General features: G+C 62.3%; 20 protein-coding genes. 4 read left to right on the top strand and 16 right to left on the bottom strand.

Features of this window, described 5'->3' with window-relative positions:
• A partial coding sequence (locus GT756_RS25500; protein ID WP_174562456.1) for a carbohydrate porin occupies positions 1-262 on the top strand: 262 nt, incomplete at its 5' end.
• 130 nt (positions 263-392) lie between these two features.
• Here the strand turns inward: GT756_RS25500 and GT756_RS25505 are convergent.
• The 10 genes from GT756_RS25505 to GT756_RS25550 all read right to left on the bottom strand — a co-directional run bounded on the left by GT756_RS25505 (position 393) and on the right by GT756_RS25550 (position 8207).
• Positions 393-1352 (bottom strand): DUF523 and DUF1722 domain-containing protein, encoded by a 960-nt coding sequence (locus tag GT756_RS25505; RefSeq protein ID WP_160125123.1) that lies wholly within the window; start codon positions 1350-1352, stop codon positions 393-395.
• Positions 1349-1900, bottom strand: a complete 552-nt coding sequence (locus tag GT756_RS25510) for a DUF3833 domain-containing protein (RefSeq protein ID WP_049003924.1) — start codon at positions 1898-1900, stop codon at positions 1349-1351. The genes GT756_RS25505 and GT756_RS25510 overlap by 4 nt, the downstream gene beginning before the upstream one ends.
• Entirely contained in the window at positions 1897-2421 is a 525-nt protein-coding gene (locus GT756_RS25515) for a hypothetical protein (RefSeq protein ID WP_049003925.1), read from the bottom strand. The genes GT756_RS25510 and GT756_RS25515 overlap by 4 nt, the downstream gene beginning before the upstream one ends.
• Positions 2418-2903, bottom strand: coding sequence for a DUF2878 domain-containing protein (locus tag GT756_RS25520; protein WP_023317475.1), 486 nt, complete (start codon positions 2901-2903; stop codon positions 2418-2420). Before GT756_RS25520 ends, GT756_RS25515 begins: the two co-directional genes overlap by 4 nt.
• Positions 2900-4120 (bottom strand): cyclopropane-fatty-acyl-phospholipid synthase family protein, encoded by a 1221-nt coding sequence (locus GT756_RS25525; RefSeq protein WP_004888756.1) that lies wholly within the window; start codon positions 4118-4120, stop codon positions 2900-2902. Before GT756_RS25525 ends, GT756_RS25520 begins: the two co-directional genes overlap by 4 nt.
• A complete protein-coding gene (locus tag GT756_RS25530) occupies positions 4117-4839 on the bottom strand; it encodes a DUF1365 domain-containing protein (protein WP_004178444.1) in 723 nt (240 codons plus the stop codon). Before GT756_RS25530 ends, GT756_RS25525 begins: the two co-directional genes overlap by 4 nt.
• Before the next feature lies 1 nt (position 4840).
• On the bottom strand, positions 4841-6100 hold the full coding sequence (locus tag GT756_RS25535; protein ID WP_160125124.1) for an NAD(P)/FAD-dependent oxidoreductase: 1260 nt from the start codon (positions 6098-6100) through the stop codon (positions 4841-4843).
• Complete coding sequence (locus GT756_RS25540; protein WP_048294100.1) at positions 6097-6816, bottom strand: SDR family NAD(P)-dependent oxidoreductase; 720 nt, start codon at positions 6814-6816, stop codon at positions 6097-6099. Before GT756_RS25540 ends, GT756_RS25535 begins: the two co-directional genes overlap by 4 nt.
• Positions 6813-7247 (bottom strand): nuclear transport factor 2 family protein, encoded by a 435-nt coding sequence (locus GT756_RS25545; RefSeq protein ID WP_032456946.1) that lies wholly within the window; start codon positions 7245-7247, stop codon positions 6813-6815. The genes GT756_RS25540 and GT756_RS25545 overlap by 4 nt, the downstream gene beginning before the upstream one ends.
• A gap of 231 nt (positions 7248-7478) precedes the next feature.
• Positions 7479-8207, bottom strand: a complete 729-nt coding sequence (locus GT756_RS25550; RefSeq protein WP_004206722.1) for a MerR family transcriptional regulator — start codon at positions 8205-8207, stop codon at positions 7479-7481.
• A gap of 117 nt (positions 8208-8324) precedes the next feature.
• On the opposite strand from GT756_RS25550, the gene GT756_RS25555 reads away from it, so the two are divergent.
• Entirely contained in the window at positions 8325-8858 is a 534-nt protein-coding gene (locus tag GT756_RS25555; RefSeq protein ID WP_002887259.1) for a lipocalin family protein, read from the top strand.
• Positions 8859-8867: 9 nt separating this feature from the next.
• Here the strand turns inward: GT756_RS25555 and GT756_RS25560 are convergent, their stop codons facing one another.
• The 5 genes from GT756_RS25560 to GT756_RS25580 form a co-directional block, all read right to left on the bottom strand.
• Positions 8868-9215 carry a DUF1294 domain-containing protein gene (locus GT756_RS25560; RefSeq protein ID WP_017900888.1) on the bottom strand — a complete coding sequence of 116 codons (348 nt, stop codon included), beginning with the start codon at positions 9213-9215 and terminating at the stop codon, positions 8868-8870.
• A gap of 72 nt (positions 9216-9287) precedes the next feature.
• Entirely contained in the window at positions 9288-12437 is a 3150-nt protein-coding gene (locus tag GT756_RS25565; protein ID WP_160125125.1) for a CusA/CzcA family heavy metal efflux RND transporter, read from the bottom strand.
• Between the two features lie 11 nt (positions 12438-12448).
• Positions 12449-13720 (bottom strand): efflux RND transporter periplasmic adaptor subunit, encoded by a 1272-nt coding sequence (locus GT756_RS25570; RefSeq protein WP_160125126.1) that lies wholly within the window; start codon positions 13718-13720, stop codon positions 12449-12451.
• Positions 13721-13764: 44 nt separating this feature from the next.
• Entirely contained in the window at positions 13765-14109 is a 345-nt protein-coding gene (cusF, locus tag GT756_RS25575) for a cation efflux system protein CusF (RefSeq protein ID WP_017900885.1), read from the bottom strand.
• Positions 14110-14126: 17 nt separating this feature from the next.
• A complete protein-coding gene (locus GT756_RS25580) occupies positions 14127-15512 on the bottom strand; it encodes an efflux transporter outer membrane subunit (protein ID WP_160125128.1) in 1386 nt (461 codons plus the stop codon).
• Positions 15513-15684: 172 nt separating this feature from the next.
• Here GT756_RS25580 and cusR point away from each other — a divergent pair, with 172 nt between their 5' ends.
• Together cusR and GT756_RS25590 are read left to right on the top strand one after the other, a co-directional pair.
• Complete coding sequence (gene cusR / locus GT756_RS25585; RefSeq protein WP_004206716.1) at positions 15685-16368, top strand: copper response regulator transcription factor CusR; 684 nt, start codon at positions 15685-15687, stop codon at positions 16366-16368.
• Entirely contained in the window at positions 16358-17797 is a 1440-nt protein-coding gene (locus GT756_RS25590; protein ID WP_160125127.1) for a Cu(+)/Ag(+) sensor histidine kinase, read from the top strand. Before cusR ends, GT756_RS25590 begins: the two co-directional genes overlap by 11 nt.
• Positions 17798-17854: 57 nt before the next feature.
• On the opposite strand, the gene GT756_RS25595 is transcribed toward GT756_RS25590, so the two are convergent.
• A complete protein-coding gene (locus GT756_RS25595; RefSeq protein ID WP_004206713.1) occupies positions 17855-18976 on the bottom strand; it encodes a cupin domain-containing protein in 1122 nt (373 codons plus the stop codon).
• Between the last annotated feature and the right edge of the window lie 648 nt (positions 18977-19624).

Here is a 19624-nt window from a genome sequence, read left to right on the forward strand (position 1 = left end):
CTTCTGGAACGACGTGCACTCCACCTGGCTGGAAGCGGGCTACCAGCGCGTGGACTACGACCAGGGCGGGAATAACCACGGCTGGAAGCTGACGCTGTCGCAGAACATCGCCATCGGCATGGGGCCGGAGTTCCGTCCGATGCTGCGCTTCTACGTGACCGGCGGCCAGGTGGACAATGAGCATACCGCGAAGGTCAACGGCACCCAGGATCAGCAGCTGGATTCGCTGAACGTCGGCGGGATGTTTGAGGCGTGGTTCTGATGCGATAGCGTTGTTGAAGGAGCGTTCCCGGCTGGCGCTACGCTTAGCCGGGCTACGACTGAGGAGGCCTGCGGGATCCCCCCCAGGCCCGCGCAAGCGCAGCGCCGCCGGGCAGCTGGCCCATCCCCCCTCAGTTCACCGTCAGGCGCAGGGCCAGATCCTGCGGATAGGGGTCAAAATAGTTCTGCGCCTGCAGGTAGCGATCCGGATACTCGGCCAGATAGTGCTTAAGCAGCGTCAGCGGGGCGAGGATCGGCAGCAGCCCGGCGTGATAGTTGAGGATCACCTCCCGCAGCTCGCCGCGCTGGCGGCTGTTCAGCTGGTCGCGGAAATAACCCTGAATATGCATCAGCACGTTGGTGTGGTTTTTCCGCGAGGCGGGCCGCTTGAGGATCGCCATCAGCTTCTCACGGTAGACCTCGAAGAAAGCCTCCAGATCCTCCCATTCATGCAGCGAGGCGACGAACGGGCCGATCTCGCGGTAGCCCGCCTGGTGGTGAGCCAGCAGCTGCAGCTTGTAGCGGCTGTGAAAGGCCAGCAGGCCGTGGCGGGTCAGGCCGCGGGCGCGCAGGGCGTTGAGTTCATGCAGGGCGAAAACGCGCTCGACAAAATTCTCCCGCAGCAGCGGATCGTGCAGCCGGCCATCCTCTTCCACCGGCAGCCACGGGTAGCGCGCCATCAGGGCGCCGGTAAACAGCCCCACGCCTTCCTTACGCCCGCGATTGCCTTTTTCGTCATACAGCCGCACGCGCTCCATCCCGCAGCTCGGCGATTTGGCGCAGACGATAAAGCCCGACAGCTCGCCCAGAGTTGCCAGATGGGCGTTGGCAAAATCGGCCATCTTCTCCGTCACATCCTCGTGCGGGGCGTGGCTGAAGCGCATGCGGATCTCCCCGACCGGAGTCTGCACCAGGCGGAGCGCCGGGCGGGGTACGGGCAGGCCGATCGCCATCTCCGGGCAGACGGGCTTAAACGCCACCCACTGCGCGAGCTCATCCATCACAAAGCCCATACGCTTATGCCCGCCGTCGAATCGCACGGCTGAGCCGGTTAAACATCCGCTGATCCCAATGACAGGTTGCGTGTTCATGGCGCTGTCCTCTCTTCTGCTGTGGTTCGGGTAAAGAAAAGGGTCACGGTGGCGACCGTAATGCCGAATTTCTTCATCTCGGTTTTGTTAAACAAATGGCTGCCGTCCTGCAGGTACATCCAGTCGTCAAACTGCAGTAGCCACCTGCTGCCGCTGGCCTCGACGTTCATGCTGTAGCGCCAGTGAAAGGCATTGCCTGCCGCCTGGCCGCTGGCCACGCCTTCGATATCCCCGGCGGTGCCCTGATAACGGTTATCGCCGGTGCGGCGAATGCGCCATACCCGCTGCTGCTTCTCGCCATCGTCATAGACAAAGCGCTCATGGAGCGTCAGGGTGTCGCCGACGACGTCGCCATCGATCTCAACATGGAAGCGGCGCAGCTGCTTGCCGTTGCGATCCTGCACCATCCCCCACGCCTCGGTTCGGCCCTGAAAATAGTGAAAGATGTCGAGGGCGGGCTGCTGCTGCCGGTATTCGGTGACCTCGGTACTGCAGCCGGCGAGCATCAGCATCAGCAGCGCCAGGCCAAGGGTCAGAATGCGTTTCATGGTGTACCTCCGATCAACTGCTGACGCAGTTCGGGATAAGTGGTGCGTGGATCGAGCCAGATGGCGAGAAAGCGGGTGCTGAACGCCGCCGACTGGCGCGGGCCGAGCGGGGTAAAGGCGGTCTGTGCGGCGCTGGCGCGGTACCAGAACTGCCCCTCGCCGCCGCGGACCACGAACGCCAGCTGGCTGCCCGGCGCGACGTTGGGCCAGAGCCCCTGCAGCATGCGCAGCCAGGCTTCGCTGCGCGGCTCCTGCTGCAGAATACCCTGCGCCTGCCACTGGTCGCGGGTGGCGTCCACCAGCGCCTCGCGATCGATGTCGCGCTGGTAGGTGATGATCAGCGCCCGATCCTGCTGCGGGCCGTCATACCGACCATTGGGCGTGCGCAGCTGTGAGTGATAGACGGTGAACGGCCCCCAGGTGAGGGTCGCCTCGCCGACGCGGCGCCACGCCAGCCAGTCGGCGGCGTGGGCGGCCGGGGCGAGGGCGGTCAGCCATAGTAGTAACAGGGCGAATCTCATTTTTGCCTCCCCATCCCCAGATGGAACAGCAGCATGATCACCAGCCAGCCGCAGGCCATGGCGGCCACAGCAAGCGCCGTCGGCACCAGCAGGGTCATGGCTCCGAGGCGAGCGCCGATCAGGTAGGCCACCGGGCCGCCGAGGGTCGCCGCCGTAGCCAGCACCCAGCCGGGAAGCGTCGCGGCGCGGGTCAGTCGGGTCCAGACGACGGCGAACATCAGCCACAGGGCCACCATCCACAGGGGCAGCAGGCTGTCGCCGGGAAAATCAATCAGCCCCGCCAGCGCCCAGCAGGCGTCAAGCCCGCAGCCCGCCGCGGCCAGCAGCAGGGCGGGCGGACGACTGGCCGCCGGCAACCGCAGCCAGGCGAAGATGGCCAGCGTCAGCCAGATCAGCAGGCCGCGCTCGCGCAACATCACCACCAGCGTCCAGTAAACATCGAACGCGAGGGCCATCAGCAAGTGCTGCGCCGGGCGTGTCATACCCGCTCCGCGGTGAGCTGCACCACGCTGATGGTGCGGGCGTTAAATCCGGCTTCGCAATAGCCAAAGTAGTAGAGCCACATCCGGCGGAAGCGCTCATCAAAGCCGAGCTTTTCAATATCCTGCCAGGCGTGGGTAAAACGCTGCCGCCAGTGCGCCAGGGTGCGGGCATAGTCCGGGCCCATGTCGAACAGGTTGCGCACCACAAAATCGGTATGGCGGGTCATCAGCTCGCTCATTGCCGTGATGCTGGGCAAAAAGCCGCCCGGGAAGATGTAGCGCTGGATAAAATCGACGCTTTTGCTGTAGTCGCGATAGCGCTGATCCTGAATGGTGATCGCCTGCAGGGCCATTTTACCGCCCGGGCGCAGGCGCGCCTGGCAGGTGCGGAAGAAGGCCGGGAGGTAGCGCTGGCCCACCGCCTCAATCATCTCCACCGACACCAGTTTGTCGTACTCGCCGCGCAGATCGCGGTAGTCGCAGAGCAGCACCTCGACGCGATCCTGCAGCCCGGCGCGGGCCATGCGCTCGGTAGCCCAGCGGTGCTGCTCCCGGGAAAGGGTGGTAGTCGTGACCCGGCAACCGTAATGGCGGGCGGCGTACTCGGCCAGCGCCCCCCAGCCGGTGCCAATCTCCAGCAGATGATCGCCGGGGTTGAGCGCCAGCTGGTCGCACAGACGCGCCATCTTGGCCCGCTGGGCCTGGGTCAGATCCTGCTCGTCGTCGGTAAACAGCGCGCTGGAGTAGAGCAGGTCGTCATCCAGAAAGTGGGCATAAAATTCGTTGCCGAGGTCGTAATGGGCGGCAATGTTCTCCCGCGCCTGGGCGCGGGTGTTGCGTCGAGTCCAGTGGCGCAGGCGGGCGACAGGCTTACCCAGCAGACGAAAGCCGCGCTCCAGACGCCCCAGCACCTCGCCGTTGCGCGCGAGGATCTGCAACAGCGCCGTCAGCTGGTGGCTCTCCCAGTCGCCGTCCATCCAGGCCTCGGCCGCCGCGAGACTGCCGCCGGTCAGCAGACGCCAGTACACCTCCGGCGTGCAGACCCGCGCCTCAGCGCGCAGCGCGGCGGCGGGGTCGCCAAAATGAAAAGTCTGCGCCCCTTCGCGCACGGTGAGCGAGCCTTCGCGGAGGCCGCTCAACAGACGAAAGAGCAGCCAGCGCGCGAGCCGCACGTTGCGCGGCACATCGGGTTCAAGCGCAAAGACGGGATCGGTCATGAGCGTTCACTCCTGCTGACAGGATGGTTGTACAGCGGCACGCGCTTCAGCCACAGCCGCAGCGCCTGCCAGTAGATGGCGAGGACGGTTTTCAGGGTCATCATCGGCAGACGCAGCAGCAGCCCGCGCAGGTTGGCGCGGGTTAACGGCACGCGGCTCAGGGCCAGCGTGGCGTCGAACACCTTGCTGGCCTGATGGTTTTCAATGTGCATGTGCAGCGTTTTGCCCGGCGCGTTGAAGCGCCAGTGATAGACCATGTCCATCGGGTTAAACGGCGAAACGTGAAAGGCTTTCTCCAGCGGGCGCGCCTGCTGGCCGTCCACCGCGTAGTAATGACGCTCATTCCACGGCGTGTTGCGCACTTCGGCCAGCACCCAGCGCAGGGTGTCGGCCTCGTCATAGCAGTAGTAAAAGTTGACCGGATTAAAATGGAAGCCGAAGTAGCGCAGCTGGGTCAGGAGCATCACGCGGCCCGCCGGGCGGCAGCCGGTCAGGCTCTCCAGCCGGTTCAGCACCTGAGCCTTCAGCGGCGCGCCCAGCGGATAATCGGCGTCGTACCAGGCGGCGGCGGCCAGGCGGTTGCGGCGGATGCCCGCCTCAGGCAGCCTGTCCAGTTCGTCGAGGTCAAGCCAGGCCATAAACAGGCGGTAGACGAAGTGGTGCGCCTTCGGCTGCAGGCGACGGTGGCGCAGGACGCCCTGATAGAGGCAGCTGTTCATTTCAGTTGTCCTCCGCCGCGGCGATGCCCTGCACCACGTCGAGCGCACTGCGCACCCCGTCCTCATGAAAGCCGTTGTACCAGTAGGCCCCGCAGTACCAGCTCCGCTGCTGGCCGTTAATCTCTTCGCGCCGCAGCTGGGCCGACCAGCTTTGCGGGTTAAACAGCGGATGCTCATAGACGAAGCGCTGCCAGACATAGCGATCGTCCACTGGCGCGTCCGGGTTCAGAGTGACGCAGAACAGGGGGGCGCCCGCAGGCAGCCCCTGGAGAATATTCATGTTGTAGGTGACGCAGGCCCGGGCCAAATCCCCGTCGCTCAGGCGATAGTTCCAGCTGGCCCAGGCGCGCTGGCGCTCCGGCAGCCAGCGCGGATCGCTGTGCAGCACCACCTCGTTGCGCTGCCAGCCGATATCCCCCAGCACCTCACGCTCGGCGTCGGTGGGCGCCGCCAGCATCGCCAGCGCCTGCGCGGAGTGGCAGGCGAAGATCACCTGGTCAAAATGCGCCTCCCCGGACGCCAGCCGCAGGATAACTCCCGCCGGGTGGCGCTCCACCTGCTGCACCGGCGCGTTGAGCCGCAGGTCCAGGCGATCGCCGAGCCTGGCGAGCAGGGCGCGGACGTATTCCCGGGAACCGCCGGGCACCACGTACCATTGCGGACGATCGCGAATATCCAGCAGGCCGTGGTGTTCAAAGAAGCGCAAAAACAGCGGTAGCGGGAAGCGGCGCATCTCCTGCAGCGACGACGACCAGATGGCCGCCCCCATCGGCAGTATATAGTGGCGGGCGAAGAAGGGGCTAAAACGGTGGCGGGAGAGGAAGTTCTCCAGCGTCGCGCCCGGATCCAGCGCCTCGGTCAGCGCCAGTTTTGCCAGCCGGTTGAAGCGGACGATCTCGCTCAGCAGCCCCCAGAAGGCCGGCTTCAGCAGATTGCGTCGCTGGGCGAAGAGCGAGGTCAGGCTGTGGCCGTTGTACTCCAGGCCGCTGGCTGGGTTGTGGACCGAGAAGCTCATCTGCGTTTTTTGCCCGTCGATCCCCAGCTCGCTGAGCAGGCCCATAAAGCGCGGATAGGTGCGATCGTTGTAGACGATAAATCCGGTATCGATGGCCCAGGTGCCCTGCGGCGTGGCGACATCCACGGTGGCGGTGTGGCCGCCCGGCGTGGCGCCCGCTTCGAACAGCGTCACCTGATGGTGTCCGGCCAGCCGCCAGGCGCAGGTCAGCCCGGCGATGCCGCTGCCGATGATGGCGATGTTCATGAGCGCACCATCCTGCGCAACAGCAGGCGCTGCATACCTGACGGCAGGCTGGCCAGCAGCCGCAGGGCCAGGCTGAAACCGGTGGGGAAGGCGATGTGGTTTTTTCCCTTCGCCAGGCCGTGGCGGATCGCCGCCACCGCCCGATCCACGCTCACCCGGCCGGGCATGGCAAAGTCGTTTTTGCGCGTCAGCGGGGTGTCGACGAAGCCTGGAGAGACCACCGTGACGGCGACCCCTTTCGGCTCCCAGTCAAGACGCAGGCTGTTGGCAAACCAGGTCAGCGCCGCCTTGGAGGCGCCATAGGCTTCCGCGCGCGGGAAGGGCAGCCAGTGCGCCATGGAGCTGACCAGCACCACCCGATCGCCAGCCTCCAGCTGCGTCTGCAGCGCCGCCAGGCAGTTCACCGGCCCAAGGAAGTTGGTGGCCATCACCCGCTCCACGAGGGCGGCATCCACCTGTCCGTGGTCGAGGTATTCGCAGGTGCCGGCGCAGAGAATGATCAGGTCGGCAAAACAGCCCGTCAGCGCCTGGCGACAGGCGTCCTTGTCTGTCATATCGAACAGGCGCGCGCTGATATTGGGGCTGAACTGCTGCAGCGCCGTCAGGCGCGACGCATCGCGCCCGCAGGCGATGACCAGGTGGCCATCCGCCGCGAAGGACTTCGCCAGGCCGGCGCCAATCCCGGAGCTGGCGCCGGTGATAAGCACCGTCATCATGAGCGCACCCTCCGTTTCACGCCGCGTACCGCCCAGCCCAGCAGGGGAAGATGCTCGTAGATCATCTCCCCGGCGTCGTAGAAGTCGCGTTGATGGAGAATCTGCTCCCCGGCGATGTCCACCACCGAGCAGCCCGGCAGGGCCAGCGTTTCTCCGCCGGCAATGCGCGGATGCGACCAGTGCATGGTCCAGGTCACGGCGAACCGCTGACCGTCGCAGAGCGGCGTGTCGATGGTGAACCGGCACTGCTCCACGTTGGCCAGCAGATGGGTAAAGTAGCGCTGGATGGCGAACAGCCCCTGGTGCTGACCAAAAGGATCGCTCAGCGTCGCGTCCGGATGGTACAGCGCGGCCAGCGCCGAGGGCGGCTGTGCATCCAGCCCGGCGTAGTACTCAACGAAACGACGAATCACGGACGGCGAGGTGCTCATGGATCACATCCTGGCTAAACACGGTGGCGTAATGGCATACTTAAAACTTACACAAATAAAATTATTTGTCCAAGTTTGTGGAAAAATATATTTTATTTGTGTTAAAAATCATATGTTTATTATTGGTGTTTTAAAGGGTGAAAATCACGCGTGGCGCAAAGGGCAAGCGTGCGCCCGCCGCGCCACCGGGCGCTGGCGGAACAGAGCGTGGAGGTAAGTGAAAACAGGGGGTTAGAGCGGGATCACCTCGAGGGAGACGACCTGCTGCTGCCAGAGTTCGATCTGCCTCTGACGAGCGGCGGAGAGTTTGCCGCTGGTGACCAGCAGCCAGTTGCGCTGGGGAAAAATCTCCGGCGCCAGGGCGGCAGGAGGCACCGGCAGGACGTCGATGCGATGACCCTGGCCGGTACGCTTGAGCGCCTCAAGCCAGATTTCGCAGGCGTCGGTCAGGTGCCAGCCGGTGATCAGAAAGTTATCCCCGGGCGCCTTCTTATCGCCTTCGAGGCAAAACGAGGTGTAGGCGATGATGATGCCGTCGAGGATTTCGCGCAGGGTCATGATGGCCGGTACGTTGGCGGAGACCTGGCTGCGCAGCGGACGCAGCACCTCGGTCACCAGCTCCTGACGCGGATATTCGCGCCCGGCATCGTAGATAAGCTGGCGCAGGGACTCGATTTTTCCCTCTTTCAGCCGCTGCAGCATGGTCTCCTGCAGCGTCAGCCAGTTGTTGGTGCGCCGCGCGCCGGGGCGCGACAGCAGGGGCTTCACCTGGCTAACCGGCACCCCTTTTTTCACCCAGTCGAGGATCTTCAGCGCCTGCTGGACGTCGTCATCGCTGTACAGACGGTGTCCACCATCGGTGCGCAGCGGCTTAAGCAGGCCGTAGCGGCGCTGCCAGGCGCGAAGCGTGGTCGCATTTATCCCGCAAAGTCGGGCAAATTCGCCGATGGAGTAAGGCATGGAGGCCACCTATTAACAAAGAATATTCTCAATATACTACGAATCACGTCGGCTGGCGTGAAGTGTAGCGGCTTTGCACTACACTTTCCCCCAACCGCGTAAATGAAAGGAGTTCTCATGAAGCTATGGCCTGTTGTCACTGGCGTCGCTATCGCGTTGACCCTCGTGGCCTGCAAATCGCCCACCCCGCCGAAGGGCGTACAGCCGATTAGCGGGTTTGACGCCAGTCGTTATCTCGGAAAATGGTATGAGGTCGCTCGCCTGGAGAATCGCTTCGAGCGAGGCCTGGAGCAGGTGACCGCCACCTACGGCGCCCGCAGCGACGGGGGGATCAGCGTCGTCAATCGCGGTTATGACCCGGTTAAAAAACGCTGGAATGAGAGCGACGGGAAAGCCTATTTCACCGGCGCCCCCACCACCGCGGCGCTGAAGGTGTCGTTCTTCGGGCCATTCTACGGCGGCTATAACGTGATCCGTCTGGACGACGACTACCAGTACGCGCTGGTTAGCGGCCCCAACCGCGACTATCTCTGGATCCTGTCGCGCACCCCCACCATTCCGGCGGCGGTGAAGCAGGATTACCTGAATACCGCGCGCGAGCTGGGCTTTGACGTCGATCGCCTGGTGTGGATCCGCCAGACGCCGCGCTAGCCTCGCCCCTTAGCGGCTGAGCAGGTGGGTATAAACCACGTACAGCCCGGCCAGCGCCGCCACGTTCAGCGCCACGCTGATGAAAAACCACGTCCGGAAGGGCTGCTTTTGCGTTTTATGACGAAAGCACTGCTGGCCGAGGATGGCCCCCGGCCAGCCTCCCACCAGGCCCAGCACCAGCAGCGTGGTTTCTGGCACCCGGCGCCAGGCTTTGCGCGCCGCCAGCTTGTCGGCGCCATAAATTAGCCATGTCAGAAGGCTGCTCAGTAAAAACCACATCGCCAGCGGGTAGGGCAGCAGGGCGCTGCCCACGGCGGTGAGCAGCAGCAGGGAATAACATACCAGGTTCAGATTCATAGGGACGTTCATGCCGGCCAGAAGAATGGCGCCACTATAGCCAATTTCCCGGACCGGCGTAAACGCGGCGGGCTATCGGCCGCGCTTGCCCCGATGCCGGAACAGCCACATCAGCTTATACGCCGCCGGAATAATAAACAGTGACAGCAGCGGGGCGGTGATCATTCCGCCAATCATCGGCGCGGCGATGCGGCTCATCACCTCCGACCCGGCGCCGGTGCCCCACAAAATCGGCAACAGGCCGGCGATAATCACCGCCACGGTCATCGCCTTCGGCCGCACGCGCAGCACCGCCCCCTGATACAGCGCCTCGTCGAGCTTCTCGACGCTGAAGGTACGCGGGTTCTCCAGCGATGGCTCGGCCTCGATGGCGTGGCGCAGGTACATCAGCATCACCACGCCAAACTCCGCGGCCACCCCGGCCAGGGCGATAAAGCCGGTGCCGGTGGCTACCGACAGATGGAATCCCATCCAGTAGAGGAACCAGATCCCGCCCACAAGGGCGAACGGCACGCTGGCGATGATCAGCAGCGCCTCGCCGACGCGGCGGAACGCCAGGTACAGCAGCACAAAGATAATCATCAGCGTCATCGGCACCATCAGCTTCAGCTTCTGATTGGCGCGCTCCAGCAGCTCGAACTGCCCGGAATACGACACGCTGATGCCCGGCTTCAGCTTCACCGCTTTGCCGATGGCCTGCTGCAGATCGTGCACCACTGACACCATGTCACGGTCGCGGGCGTCGATGTAGATCCAGCTGGTGGGGCGGGCGTTCTCGGTCTTCAGCATCGATGGCCCGCTGACCACCTTCACCTCGGCGATGTCGCCGAGGACGATCTGCTGCTTCAGCGGGGTGAGGATCGGCAGCTGTCGCAGGGTCTGCGGGCTGTCGCGATAGCTCTGCGGGTAGCGGATGTTGATTGGATAGCGCTCGACGCCCTCCACCGTTTCGCCGACCATCGCCCCGCCGATAGCGGACGAGACGAACAGCTGCACGTCGCCGACGGTCATGCCGTAGCGGGCCGCCTTCTCACGCTGGATATCAATGTCGAGGTATCGCCCGCCCACCAACCGCTCGGCTAATGCTGACGTGACCCCCGGCACGCTGCGCGCCACCACCTCAATTTGCCCGGCGATGGCGTCGATATCGGCCAGGTTAGTGCCGGAAACCTTAATGCCGATCGGGCTCTTGATGCCGGTGGAGAGCATGTCGATGCGGTTGCGGATCGGCGGCACCCACAGGTTCGCCAGCCCCGGCAGGCGCACGGTCTTGTCCAGTTCGTCGACGATCTTCTCCATGGTCATCCCCGGCCGCCACTGATCCTGCGGCTTGAGCTGAATGGTGGTCTCCACCATCTCCAGCGGCGCGGAGTCGGTAGCGGTGTCTGCCTTACCCGTTTTGCCGAACACCCGCGCCACCTCCGGCACCGTCATGATCAGCTTGTCGGTCTTCTGCAGCATATCCGCCGCCTGCGAGGCGGAGATCCCCGGCAGCGTTGACGGCATATACAGCAGATCGCCCTCGTTGATCTGCGGCAGAAACTCGCCGCCGACCCGGTTAAGCGGCCAGACAACCGTCAGGATCGACAGGAGCGCGATCAGCAGGGTGGTCTTCGGCCAGTGCAGCACCTTCAGCAGCAGGGGGTGATAAATGCGGATCAAAAAGCGGTTCAGCGGGTTGCTGCTCTCCGCCGGGATCCTGCCGCGGATCCAGAAGCCCATCAGGATCGGGATCACCATGATCGCCAGCAGCGCCGCCCCGGCCATCGACCAGGTTTTGGTGAAGGCCAGCGGGCCGAACAGTTTGCCCTCCTGGCCTTCGAGGGTGAAAATGGGGATAAACGACAGGGTGATGATCAGCAGGCTGATAAACAGCGCCGGGCCAACCTCCACCGAGGCGTCGGTAATGATTTTCCAGCGCCTGTCGTTGCCGAGCTTCTCTCCCGGATGCTGATGCGCCCACTCCTCCAGCCGCTTGTGGGCGTTCTCAATCATCACGATGGCGGCATCGACCATCGCTCCCACCGCAATGGCGATCCCGCCCAGCGACATGATGTTGGCGTTGAGTCCCTGGAAATGCATCATGATAAAGGCGAAGCACAGGCCGAGCGGCAGGGAGATAATCGCCACCAGCGCCGAGCGTACGTGCCACAGGAACAGGGCGCAGACCAGGGCGACGACGATAAACTCTTCCAGCAGTTTGTGGCTGAGGTTGTCGATGGCGCGGTCGATAAGCTGGCTGCGGTCGTAGGTGGTGACGACTTCAACCCCTTCCGGCAGGCTGCTTTGCAGCGACGCCAGTTTTTCTTTGACCGCCGAGATCGCTTCCCGGGCGTTCTTGCCGGAGCGCAGGATCACCACCCCGCCGGCCACTTCGCCTTCGCCGTTCAGTTCGGCGATACCGCGGCGCATCTCCGGGCCGACCTGTACCCGCGCGACGTCGCCGAGATACACCGGCACGCCGGTGTCACCGGTTTTCAGCACAATGTTTTTGAAGTCGTCGAGGGTCTGCAGATAGCCGCTGGCGCGCACCATATATTCGGCTTCCGCCAGTTCGACCGAAGAGCCGCCCGCCTCCTGATTAGAGGCGTCCAGCGCCGATTTCACCTCGCCGAGGCTGATGCCGTACTGGGTCAGCTTCATCGGGTCGACGACAATCTGGTACTCCTTGACCACGCCGCCCACCGACGCCACTTCTGAGACGTTAGGAATGGTTTTCAGCTCGTATTTTAAGAACCAGTCCTGCAGGGAGCGCAGTTCGGCGAGATCATGCTTGCCGCTGCGGTCGACCAGCGCGTACTCGAAGACCCAGCCGACGCCGGTGGCGTCCGGGCCCATTTCGGCGCTCACCCCGGCGGGCAGTTTGCCCTGTACCTGGTTGAGATACTCCAGCACCCGCGAGCGCGCCCAGTAAGGATCGGTGCCGTCTTCAAAAATCACATACACATAAGAGTCGCCAAACTGCGAGAAGCCGCGCACCGTTCTGGCGCCGGGCACCGACAGCATGGTGGTGGTTAGCGGCCAGGTGACCTGGTTTTCGACGATCTGCGGCGCCTGTCCCGGGTAGCTGGTTTTGACAATCACCTGTACGTCGGAGAGATCCGGCAGGGCGTCCACCGGCGTATGGACGATGGTCCAGGTCCCCCAGAGGCTGAGAAACAGCGCGCCCATCATCACCAGGAAGCGGTTGGCCACCGAGCGGCGGATAATCCATTCAATCATGGTTCCTTTCCTCAGTGCGCGTGGGCGGCAGGGGCAACGGCATCCGGGGCCTGCGCGCGCATGCGCTCCAGCGCGCCGGCGATATTGGCCTCCGAGTCGATCAGGAACAGGCCGCTGGCGACCACTTTCTCGCCCTCCTGCAGCCCGCTGCGAATGGCCGTGACGCCATTGGATTCATGGAAGACCTGGACCCGCTTCGGCACGAAGCGGCCCTCGTTATCCACGGTGATTACCCGCTGCTCGCTGCCGCTGTCGATCAGCGCTTTGGAGGGGATCAGCAGCATCGGTTCGCTTTCACTGGTCAGCTGCAGATAGGCGTTCATCCCCGGCTTCAGCGCTTCATCTGGGTTGTTGACCTGCAGGCGCAGCTGCAGGGTGCGGGTGGCGCTATCGACGCTGGGGAGGATCGTCCATTTGCTGATGCGGAAGGTTTTGTCCGGCCAGGCGGGAACCTGAATGGCGAACTGCGAGGCATCTTTGATCAGCCAGGCGATGGACTCGGGGACCGCCACGCTGACCCACACCGGATCCATGCCCTGAATTTTCGCCACCACGTTATCTTTGGCGATGTTCATTCCGGCGCGCAGATCGAAGGCGGTGATCACCCCGTCGATGGGCGCCTTGAGGGTGAAACGGGTCTGGATCTTGCGCGTGGCTTTCAGGCGGCGGATATCGTCGTCCGGCATTCCGGCGAGACGCAGCCGCTCGAGGATCCCCTCGACCTGGGTGGCAGTGCCGCCGGTCTCCTGCAATAGCAGGTATTCGCTCTGCGCTTCCACCCAGTCCGGGATGGTCAGTTCCAGCAGCGGCGTACCTTGTTGCACTTTGTCGCCGACGGTCAGGGGATAGACTTTATTAATAAAGCCCGCCGCCCGCGCCTGCATAATCACGTACTGGTACTCGTTGTAGCTGATGTTGGCCGGGAAGGCCTGGGCGTAGCGCAGCGGCCCGCGGGTGACGGCGGCGGTTTTCACGCCAAGATTCTGGGTCTGCGTCGGGTCGATACGCACCCCCGGCGCCCCGGCGGCGGCACTCTCCTCATCGGCGTATTTCGGCACCAGGTCCATATCCATAAACGGCGATTTACCCGGTTTATCAAAGCGGGTGTTCGGGTACATCGGATCGTACCAGAACAGCACTTTACGCTGCTGCTCGGCCGCCGGGGCGGCTGCGGCAGCGTCGTGGGGCGCCGCAGTCCGGGTATACAGCGCTGCGGTGAGCGCGCCGCCGATCGCCATGCTGCCGAGGATCAGCACCGTGTTTTTCAGTGTCAGGGATGCCATGTGTTGTCCATTCCGTCGTTGAGAGGCTTGCCGTCGCCGGGCCATTAGTGGGCGCGAATATCCTGCAGCAGCGACAGGTTGCCCTGCTGAACGAAGGTGAAGTCCACGCTGTCGCCGTCCTTCACATTGTTGAGCTGGGTCTGCGGGGTGATGGTGAAGCGCATGGTCATCGGCGGCCAGTTCACCGCCGGGATGGCTTCGTGGGCGATGGTGATTTTTTTGCTATCCATATCAATGGCTTTAATGACCCCTTTGCCGCTGATGCTTTGCGTCTGCGCGGCGGCGGGCTGTTCGTGCATCGCCATGCCGGCGTGCGGGTCGGCGGCCTGGACGGCGAACACCGCGCCAGAAATCAGAGTGAACAGGGCGACTTTAGACAGTGAATTCATGATCGGGACTCCTTGGGTTATTCCATCCAGCCGCCGCCGAGGGCGGTGAACAGGGTGATTTCATTTGCCTGACGGGAATAGTTGAGTTCCAGCAGGGTTTGTCGGGTGGTGAAAATATCGCGCTGGGCGCTCAGCACTTCGATGTAGCTGACCGCGCCGTGGCGATAGAGCGCGGTGGCGCGCTGCAGGGTGATATTCAGCGACGCGAGATAGCGCTCCTGTGCGGCAATTTGATCGGCCAGGCTCTGGCGCAGGGCCAGCGCGTCGGCTACCTCTTTAAAGGCGGACTGGATTTTTTGCTCGTAGTTGACCACCTGCTGCTGCTGGCGGATCTCCGCCAGATCGAGGTTGGCCTGATTGCGCCCGGCGTTGAAAATCGGTATGTCGATTTTGGGGATGAAGTTCCACATCGCGCTGCCGGCGTTAAACAGGCTGGCGAGCTCGCTGCTGCTACCGGAGAGCGAGCTGGTCAGGGTGATCGACGGAAAGAAGGCCGCCCGCGCGGCGCCGATGTTGGCGTTGGCCGCCCGCAGGCTGTGTTCGGCCTCTAAAATATCCGGCCGCTGCAGCAGGATCGCTGAGGAGAGCGACGGCGGCAGGGTAACGCCTTGCAGATCGACGGCGCTGCTGGCGCTATCGTCCGGCAGAGGTTGATAGCTGCCGAGCAATAGCTGCAGAGCGTTATTAGCCTGCGCCAGCTGGCCCTGCCGTCTGGCGATATCGGCGCGGGTGCTCTCGATCATCCCCCGCGCCTGCTCCAGCGCCAGCACGGTAGTGCTCCCGGTCAGCAGCTGTTTTTCAACGAACGCGTAAGACTGCTGATAGTTTTGCAGGGTATCGTTGGCCACCTGCAGCTGCGCTGCCGCCAGCCGCTGGTTGAAGTAGCTTTGTGAAACGTTAGCAATCAACAGGATATGCACTGCGCGCCGGGCCTCTTCGCTGGCGAAGAAGTTCTCCCGGTCGGCCTCGCTAAGGTTTTTCAGCCGGCCAAAGAAGTCGAGGTCATAGCTGAGATTCAGGCCGGCAGCGTAATCGCTGCTGGTGGTGGTGTCGCCTTTAAGCTTGCCACCGTAGGTGGTGCTGCCGTCACCGTTCAATTGCGGGTAGCGGTCGGCATCGGTCACCCGATACTGGGCGCGGGCTTCCTGCACTTTCAGCGTCGCCATCCGCAGATCGCGGTTGTTGGTCAGCGCGGTGCCAATCAGGCTTTTCACCTGCGGGTCGACGAAAAAGGTGCGCCAGCCGGTCTCCTGATAGCCCGCGGTTGCGGTCACCAGCTTGTTCTGGCTGAGAGAGAACTGCTGCGGTACCGGCGCGGCGGGGCGCTGGTAGTCCGGAGCGAGCGAGACACAGCCTGTTAAGGTGAGTATCACGCTGAGGGTAAGACGCGTTATTGGGCGCATGGCGGCAGACGTTTTCGACGATTTATCCATGGCGGCTACTTTACGTAGCGGCCTCTGTTCAGGACGTGACAGGAAAATGACAAAGCTGTCATTTTCCTGATATTTCATTGCTATCCGGAGGCGCTCCTCTAAAATTGAATACCCGCACAGAACGCGCGTGAAGGAGCCTGCGGTGAAGATTTTGATTGTCGAAGATGAGAAGAAAACCGGGGAGTACCTGACCAAAGGGCTCACCGAGGCTGGCTTCGTCGTCGACCTGGCCGATAACGGCCTTAATGGCTATCACCTGGCGATGACCGGTGACTATGATCTGCTGATCCTCGACATCATGCTGCCGGACGTGAACGGCTGGGATATCGTGCGCATGCTGCGCGCCGCCGGGAAAGGCATGCCGATCCTGCTGCTTACCGCGTTGGGCACCATTGAGCATCGGGTGAAGGGGCTGGAGCTGGGCGCCGACGACTATCTGGTGAAGCCGTTCGCCTTTGCGGAACTGCTGGCGCGGGTGCGGACGCTGCTGCGCCGCGGAGCGGCGGTTATTGTCGAAAGCCAGTTTCAGGCGGCGGATCTCAGCGTCGATCTGGTCAGCCGTAAGGTGACGCGCGGCGCCACCCGCATCACCCTGACCAGCAAGGAGTTCACTCTGCTGGAGTTCTTCCTGCGCCATCAGGGCGAGGTGCTGCCGCGTTCGCTGATTGCCTCGCAGGTGTGGGATATGAATTTCGACAGCGATACCAACGCGATAGACGTGGCGGTGAAGCGGCTGCGCGCCAAAATCGATAACGACTTCGAGCCGAAGCTGATCCAGACCGTGCGCGGCGTCGGCTATATGCTTGAGGTGCCGGATGGCCGCTAAGCGCCCCTTTTCCCTGGCCACCCGGCTGAGTTTTTTTATTAGCCTCGCCACCATCATCGCCTTCTTTGCCTTCACCTGGATTATGATCCATTCGGTGAAGGCCCACTTTGAAGAGCGCGACGTTCACGATCTCAGGCAGCTCAGCACCACCCTGGAGACGGTCCTCGACCACGCTGACTACCCGCAGGCGCGGCGACTGGAGATCGTGAAGAATATCATTGCGGGTTACGCCAACGTCTTTATCTGCCTGGACGATGGGCAGGGCAAAATTCTGTTCCAGTCGCCCAACGGGCCAGATCTCAGCCATATGCTGAGTACGCCAGGCCTGGCGATGCAGCTGCGCGACGGGAATGTGATTTCATGGACCGACCCGCAGCCGCGGGCAATGGCGCACGATAATCATCAAATGGAGACCCGCGCCTGGCGGCTGATCATGCTGCCGCTGGGCAAGCAGGCGGACGGCAAACCGGCGTACCATCTGCTGATGGCCTTATCCATCGATTTTCACCTGCACTATATTAATGAGCTGAAAGCGAAGCTGATTTCCGCCGCGTCGATAATCAGCCTGCTGATCGTCGCCATCGTGCTGTTTGTGGTCTATCAGGGACATAAACCGATCCGCCAGATCAGCCGGCAGATCCAGAATATTACCTCGCGGGATCTCGATGTGCGCCTCGACCCGCAGGCGGTGCCTATCGAACTGGAGCGGCTCGCGCTCTCCTTTAACCACATGCTGGAGCGGATGGAGGATGTCTTTACCCGTCAGTCGAACTTCTCCGCCGATATCGCCCATGAGATCCGCACGCCGATCACCAACCTGGTGACGCAAACCGAAATCGCCTTAAGCCAGAGCCGCAGCCAGCAGGAGCTGGAAGAGGTGCTCTACTCCAATCTCGAAGAGTTCTCGCGTATGTCGCGGATGGTCAGCGATATGCTGTTCCTCGCCCAGGCCGATAACAACCAGCTGATCCCCGAACAGCGGGAACTGGATCTGGCTGAGGAAGTGCATAAGGTGTTTGAGTTTTTCGAGGCGTGGGCGGAAGAGAAGGCGGTGGCGCTGCGCTTTGTCGGCAGCCCCTGCCGGGTGACGGGCGATCCGCTGATGCTGCGGCGGGCGATCAGCAATCTGCTGTCGAACGCGATCCGCTACACCCCGGCTGGCCAGGCGGTGACGATCGCGCTGAGCGAAAGCGCGGAGACGGTCCGCCTGGTGGTGGAGAATCCCGGTACGCCGATTGCCGCCGAACATCTGCCGCGGCTGTTTGACCGTTTCTATCGCGTCGACCCCTCGCGCCAGCGCAAAGGGGAGGGCAGCGGCATCGGCCTGGCGATAGTGAAATCCATCGTCAGCGCCCACCACGGCAGCGTGGCTGCGCAGTCCGATCTGCGCTCGACGCGGTTTATTGTAGTGTTGCCGAAACAGGCGTAATAACGGCTGAAAGCCAGCGGGCAGCGCCAGGCGGCTGCCCGCAGTATCGCGACTCTCTTACTCTTCGAAGTACCAGTAGCCCTGATTAATCAGCCGCGTCAGTTCGCTCACGAACGCCGGATTCTGCAGGCCGCTGCCGAGCTCTTCCTGACCTAATGAGGTATAGCGGCACAGCGCATCCAGCGCTTCGGCATCGGTGGTGTCCAGCTGTTCGCTATGCACGAAGAAGCTGTCGCCGATATGCAGAACGCGCAGGCCGCTCAGGCGGGAGAGCTTTTCGCCGCCCAGCAGCGCATCGACCACTTCCTCTTCTTCATATGCCGGTTCCGCCGGCGCAATATCCAGCTCGTGACGCGGGGTGGTGACGAAACTGCCGAACCACTGTTTGAAGTCTTCCGGCTGGCGAATCATGTCGATCATCATGCCGCGTAGACGTTCGAGTTCATACTCTTCAACCCGGCCAGGATGCTCGCGGCAGGTGAGGTCCGGATCGCTGTAGTGCTCGCCGCCAAGATCGTTCTCCAGCACATAGTCGGCGAAGCTGCTGATCAGGTCGCGGCCGTTGGGCCCGCGGAAGCCGACGGAGTAGTTCAGCGCGGTTTCGTGGGTGATCCCATCGTGCGGGAATCCCGGTGGAATATAGAGGATATCGCCCGGCTGCAGATCTTCATCAATGATCGGCGGGAACGGGTCGACGTGCAGCAGTGCCGGATGCGGGCAGAACTGACGCATCGGCAGCTTATCCCCCACGCGCCAGCGGCGGCTGCCCATGCCCTGAATAATAAAGACGTCATATTGATCGATATGCGGCCCGACGCCGCCGCCGGGGACGGAGAAGGAGATCATCAGGTCGTCCAGACGCCAGTCCGGCAGTACGCGGAACGGTCGCACCAGCTCGGCGGCCGGCATATGCCAGTGGTTTACCGCCTGGGCCAGCAGCGACCAGCCGGTCTCGCCCAGGCCGTCGAAATGTTCAAAAGGTCCATTGCTGGCCTGCCATTTACCGTTGGTCAGACTGACCAGCCGGCTGTCGACTTCCGGCTCCATGGCTAATCCGGCCAGCTCGTCCGGGGTAATCGGGTCGACGAAGTCCGGAAACGCGTTTTTTAAAACCACCGGCTGCTTTTGCCAGTATTTCTCTAAAAACTCGGGCCAGTTAATGTTGAGTTGATAAGCCATCGATTATTACCAGTAAGAAGAAACGGGCCTGATTATAGGAAGGGGGGCCGCGCGGGCGCTTTGTCGTGGGTCAAGAGTGGCGCTTAATTCACCATCGGCGCGATAATGGCGTTGGGTAAGAGAGAAAAACCACATTTTTGCCAAAAACCAATTTTCGCGTTAACTACGCTGCAGGCCGCATGAACACTGGGATGGCGGCTTTAATGGTAGGAAGAGGAATAAGCGAAAAGTTCAAATAGTGAGCGGTCGATAAGATTTTTCTATTTTAACCCTTGCTACTTCCGGCGAACTCCCTATAATGCGCTCCCACTGACACGGCGGATGTGAATCACTTCACACAAACAGCCGGTTCGGTTGAAGAGAAAAATCCTGAAAAACGGGTTGACTCTGAAAGAGGAAAGCGTAATATACGCCACCTCGCGACAGAGCGCTAAAGCGCGTCGCAACTGCTCTTTAACAATTTATCAGACAATCTGTGTGGGCACTCAAAGTGACATGGATTCTTAACGTCCCCGGACGAAAAATGAATACCAAGTCTCAAGAGTGAACACGTAATTCATTACGAAGTTTAATTCTTTGAGCATCAAACTTAAATTGAAGAGTTTGATCATGGCTCAGATTGAACGCTGGCGGCAGGCCTAACACATG

The sequence above is a fragment of the Klebsiella sp. Q2 genome, assembly GCF_009900705.1.
Lineage (GTDB): Bacteria > Pseudomonadota > Gammaproteobacteria > Enterobacterales > Enterobacteriaceae > Klebsiella > Klebsiella quasipneumoniae.